The sequence below is a fragment of the Edaphobacter sp. FHG110511_03 genome, from assembly GCF_059115365.1.
Map to the genome: position 1 here is coordinate 1 of NZ_JBZYWL010000033.1, position 3,391 is coordinate 3,391.

6 protein-coding genes are annotated in these 3,391 nt (G+C 53.3%); 4 read left to right on the top strand and 2 right to left on the bottom strand.

Annotated features, from left to right (window positions below; translation table 11 throughout):
- The 4 genes from AC5S26_RS29735 to AC5S26_RS29750 all read left to right on the top strand — a co-directional run.
- A partial coding sequence (locus tag AC5S26_RS29735; protein WP_494188565.1) for a GNAT family N-acetyltransferase occupies window positions 1-245 on the top strand: 245 nt, incomplete at its 5' end.
- Window positions 246-559: 314 nt separating this feature from the next.
- Complete coding sequence (locus AC5S26_RS29740; protein WP_494188566.1) at window positions 560-790, top strand: hypothetical protein; 231 nt, start codon at window positions 560-562, stop codon at window positions 788-790.
- A gap of 16 nt (window positions 791-806) precedes the next feature.
- On the top strand, window positions 807-1,073 hold the full coding sequence (locus AC5S26_RS29745) for a single-stranded DNA-binding protein (protein ID WP_494188567.1): 267 nt from the start codon (window positions 807-809) through the stop codon (window positions 1,071-1,073).
- Window positions 1,074-1,272: 199 nt separating this feature from the next.
- A complete protein-coding gene (locus tag AC5S26_RS29750; RefSeq protein ID WP_494188568.1) occupies window positions 1,273-1,644 on the top strand; it encodes a hypothetical protein in 372 nt (123 codons plus the stop codon).
- 275 nt (window positions 1,645-1,919) lie between these two features.
- On the opposite strand, the gene AC5S26_RS29755 is transcribed toward AC5S26_RS29750, so the two are convergent.
- Window positions 1,920-2,294 carry an HU family DNA-binding protein gene (locus AC5S26_RS29755; protein ID WP_494188569.1) on the bottom strand — a complete coding sequence of 125 codons (375 nt, stop codon included), beginning with the start codon at window positions 2,292-2,294 and terminating at the stop codon, window positions 1,920-1,922.
- Window positions 2,295-2,657: 363 nt separating this feature from the next.
- Window positions 2,658-3,005 (bottom strand): hypothetical protein, encoded by a 348-nt coding sequence (locus tag AC5S26_RS29760; protein WP_494188570.1) that lies wholly within the window; start codon window positions 3,003-3,005, stop codon window positions 2,658-2,660.
- Between the last annotated feature and the right edge of the window lie 386 nt (window positions 3,006-3,391).

A 3,391-nucleotide genomic window follows, 5' to 3' on the forward strand; every position in this document is an offset into this window, starting at 1 on the left:
GGTTCGGCTGCCAAGGAGAATTGCAATGGATCAACATCGCTGTTGACCGTCGAGGATCCGGTGTTGCCCGCGCGCTTATCACCCGAATGGGGGCCTGGTTTGTCGAGCAAGAGGCAAAACGCGTCTGTGTGAACGTCGATTTTAGAAATGTATTGGCTCGTCGACTCTACTCGAGTTGCGGGGCGCAAACACTCGACAAGAATTGGATGATATGGGAGGATTCTCGGTTTATGGGACACGTATAAACACCCATGCACAAACAATGGTAGTTTGTGCTGAGGGAGGGGGAGCGACACAACAGTTGCTGCTTTAGGAGGGGTTATCAATAGGAGACGTTCAAAACTCGGTGGGTTGCCCAGTTTAGTGTCTTCTCAATTGGAATCGTTGGCGCGCTCAGCTCGCTGATACTCTGTCCACCCTTCATGTGTTCAAGGTGAAAGTAAAAAGATGCAAAGGCGAACGTTCTATTATCGCTCTCCTCTTCTCATCTCGTTTTGCGAGAGTTACTACCGGAGCTGATCCAACAGATCGCGTTTTGTCCCGATGCGACCCAAGCAATATGATTCCACTCGGTTACATGGCGAAGGTGCTTCCTTCCGGGCGACCTGAATGGCTGGACGCCCCGAGGGTTGTTGATGTGTTCTCGGTCAGTAATCGCGTGAACGACGACTTCGCTGAATATATCCCTGATTGGAAGCACAACGGTTTTTGGCTCTTCGATTCGCCTGAGTTGATCCGAGAGGTCGCAGTTGCACATCAGATTCGTCTCGAAACCGCGAGACTCTTCTAGTACGAAGCCGAGCCCCTTGAGCTTCACGACGGTCAGTGGCGTCATTTTGAACACCGAATGGCACCGCGTCTTTGCCTGGAGCAATCTCTCCAAATTCGCCAAGACCCTGCAGAAAGGGCAGCTCATCACCCTCGAAGGCACCCTCCGGTATCGCGAGTACGAGGAAGAAGTCCATGGGCTCACGATCAAGCATCGCGTTGCTGAGATCCACGTTATTAGCATGAAACGACTCTCAAAGGTCGAAGCCGCTGATGATCCTTCCGACGGGGCCGGCGACGAATAGTCGTCGCTGACTCGGGTGGATGAGACCGATAGGGTCTCATCCACTCTATCTTTTAGGACAGTATTGTCGAACTGCGGTTTGTCTCGAAACCGATGCTCACCAATAAAGCAGTCGACAAGCCGCAGCCATTGATTGACGTCACTTCGCCACTATCGTTGTTTTACAGTTTTGCTTTATTATCGCCCCAAGGCGATTGAATATGGCGCGAATAGGGCACTCAGATCTCATACCCGATGGTGGAATTCCACGAGTCTATACCTCGTCGGAAGAGTACCAGGCTGGCTACGAGGCACGCCTGCGGGATGAAGCCGAGTACCACACGGCCACTCTGTGGTGGCGCACCGGGTGGGCTGATGCGGATCGAGAGCTTAGATCGGGGGCAGCGAGGTCTCATACACAGCGAGGGGAAGCTCCCGGGATGAGGTGGAGTAACTTCGGCACCGGACAGCAGGCTCGAATTTGTCAGCTGTCATTCGACGAGAATCAGGCCGAAGCCTGGAAGCGTGACTGGGTCCAGACGGATATAGCCATCAGTCTCATTCATCGAGTGAAGCCGTCCAAAGATTGTTAACCGGTAGAGGCGCTTTGGAGGGCGAACTCTTGGACCCTGCTCTTCTCCACTAGATCGTAGATTTCATTTGTATCCTGTACACGCATCGATCATCCGTTAGGAGTCAGTTGGAGCGGGCCTTGTCGTAATTGATAAAGTGAGGTCTGAGATTACGCTAATACTGAAACACCCTCACGTATCGATCACAGCTACAGATGGTCGGGGTTCATCAAATCTCCCACTTAAAGTGCACGGCCCTCCGCTCGGCGGAGGACCGTATTCAATCGGTAACCAAATTACTTCACAGGGACGATAGCGTCTTTAGCTGCCTTGGCGACGCGAAACTTCACCGCCGTTTTTGCTTTGATCTTGAGCGACTCGCCGGTCTGAGGGTTGCGGCCGATTCGGGCCGCACGCTGAGCTTTGACCAGCTTCCCAAGTCCGGGAATGGTGAACTCGCCATTCTTCCTGGTTTCCTGAAGCGCTGTCTCGGCCAGAAGATCAAAGACGGCCGCGGTCTGCTTCGACGTCCACTCCAATTTTTCTGCGACAAACCGCACAAGCTGCGCCTTTGTCATCTTCTTTGCCGCCGTTGTCTTCTTCGCAGGAACTGCAGCGGACTTCTTAGCCGGTGTAACTGCCTTCTTTGCTGGAGCCTTCTTCGTTGCCATGGAACCCTCATTTCAATGTTTGGTGATAAGGAGTGTTTCGTCGTTTACTTCTTCGTAGAGATTTCTTCGTCTGAATAGAAGGGACTTCTTTCAAAGGTAATAGATGAGCTGTGACTGAAGAACCGAGTTCACACGTCTCTTCAGTAGTCAGCATGCTGGATGACTTGGCTGCTTTCGCGGCGGGCTTCTTGATTTTGGGAGAGGTGACTTGCAGCGGGAGCTTTAGGCATTGCACCATTCTACGTGGCTAAGTCTTCCATCCTGGATACGCGAGCTTCTCTCATTCTGCACGCAAGGCCTCTACCGGGTTTATTAAAGCGGCGCGATTCGCTGGAACGAAGGTCGCAATCGCGGTCCCTGTTGTCACGATTCTTTCACTTGAGCAGTCTTCCGATCGACCGCCTTCGCCGTCACCGCCTTCTTAACGGGTATTGAAGCAGCTTTGCGTGCGGCTTTTTTCGCGACTCTCTTGGATTTTGCCCAGCGAGCCTTTTGTGCTGCGGCGATCTTTGCACGGCCTTCTGGGCTCATAGTGCGTCGCTTCGCTGTCTTCGCAAATTCCACTGGATTGAAGCTAGTTGCCTTGTTAGGCGCAGCTGGACGGCCTGGCTTTCGTTTCGTGGTAAGGTCGGTGCCCGTCAAGAGTACCTTCACCTTCTGCAACTGCGCGATCTCAGCATCGATCGCAAGAACGATATCGCTTGTATTCATGAACCCCTCCACCCTCGAGCATAGCTTATAGGTTCGATCCAAGTGACTTTTGAAGTATCGGGGATCGGGGTTTATCCCGTGGCAGGCTCAAACACGTCGACAGCTTCCGAATGTCATCCGCGAGTTGAATGAAATCGAGAAGCCCTCGTGTGTAAGTCGCAAGTAGCTATGCGGCTTGAGCATCGAGCGTTCTTCCGCACAGTGAACGTTACAACATCCTGGAGACGTCGGCGGGGTAAGGGCTACGCCCTTGCCCCAGCTCCAGCCGACGCCGGCAAAGCAAAACCGGCCTCGTCTTCTGACTCCCCAATCCAGCGGGGACACCCCGCAACGCCCCGATAGATATGTGCGCGTAACGCGCACGAAGCGGATACCAGACCTTTGCT

Excerpts from the sequence above, each read along its gene's own strand:
- AC5S26_RS29740 (WP_494188566.1), top strand. The coding sequence starts at position 560 with ATGATTCCACTCGGTTACATGGCGAAGGTGCTTCCTTCCGGGCGACCT.
- AC5S26_RS29750 (WP_494188568.1), top strand. The coding sequence starts at position 1,273 with ATGGCGCGAATAGGGCACTCAGATCTCATACCCGATGGTGGAATTCCA.
- AC5S26_RS29755 (WP_494188569.1), bottom strand. The coding sequence starts at position 2,294 with ATGGCAACGAAGAAGGCTCCAGCAAAGAAGGCAGTTACACCGGCTAAG.
- AC5S26_RS29760 (WP_494188570.1), bottom strand. The coding sequence starts at position 3,005 with ATGAATACAAGCGATATCGTTCTTGCGATCGATGCTGAGATCGCGCAG.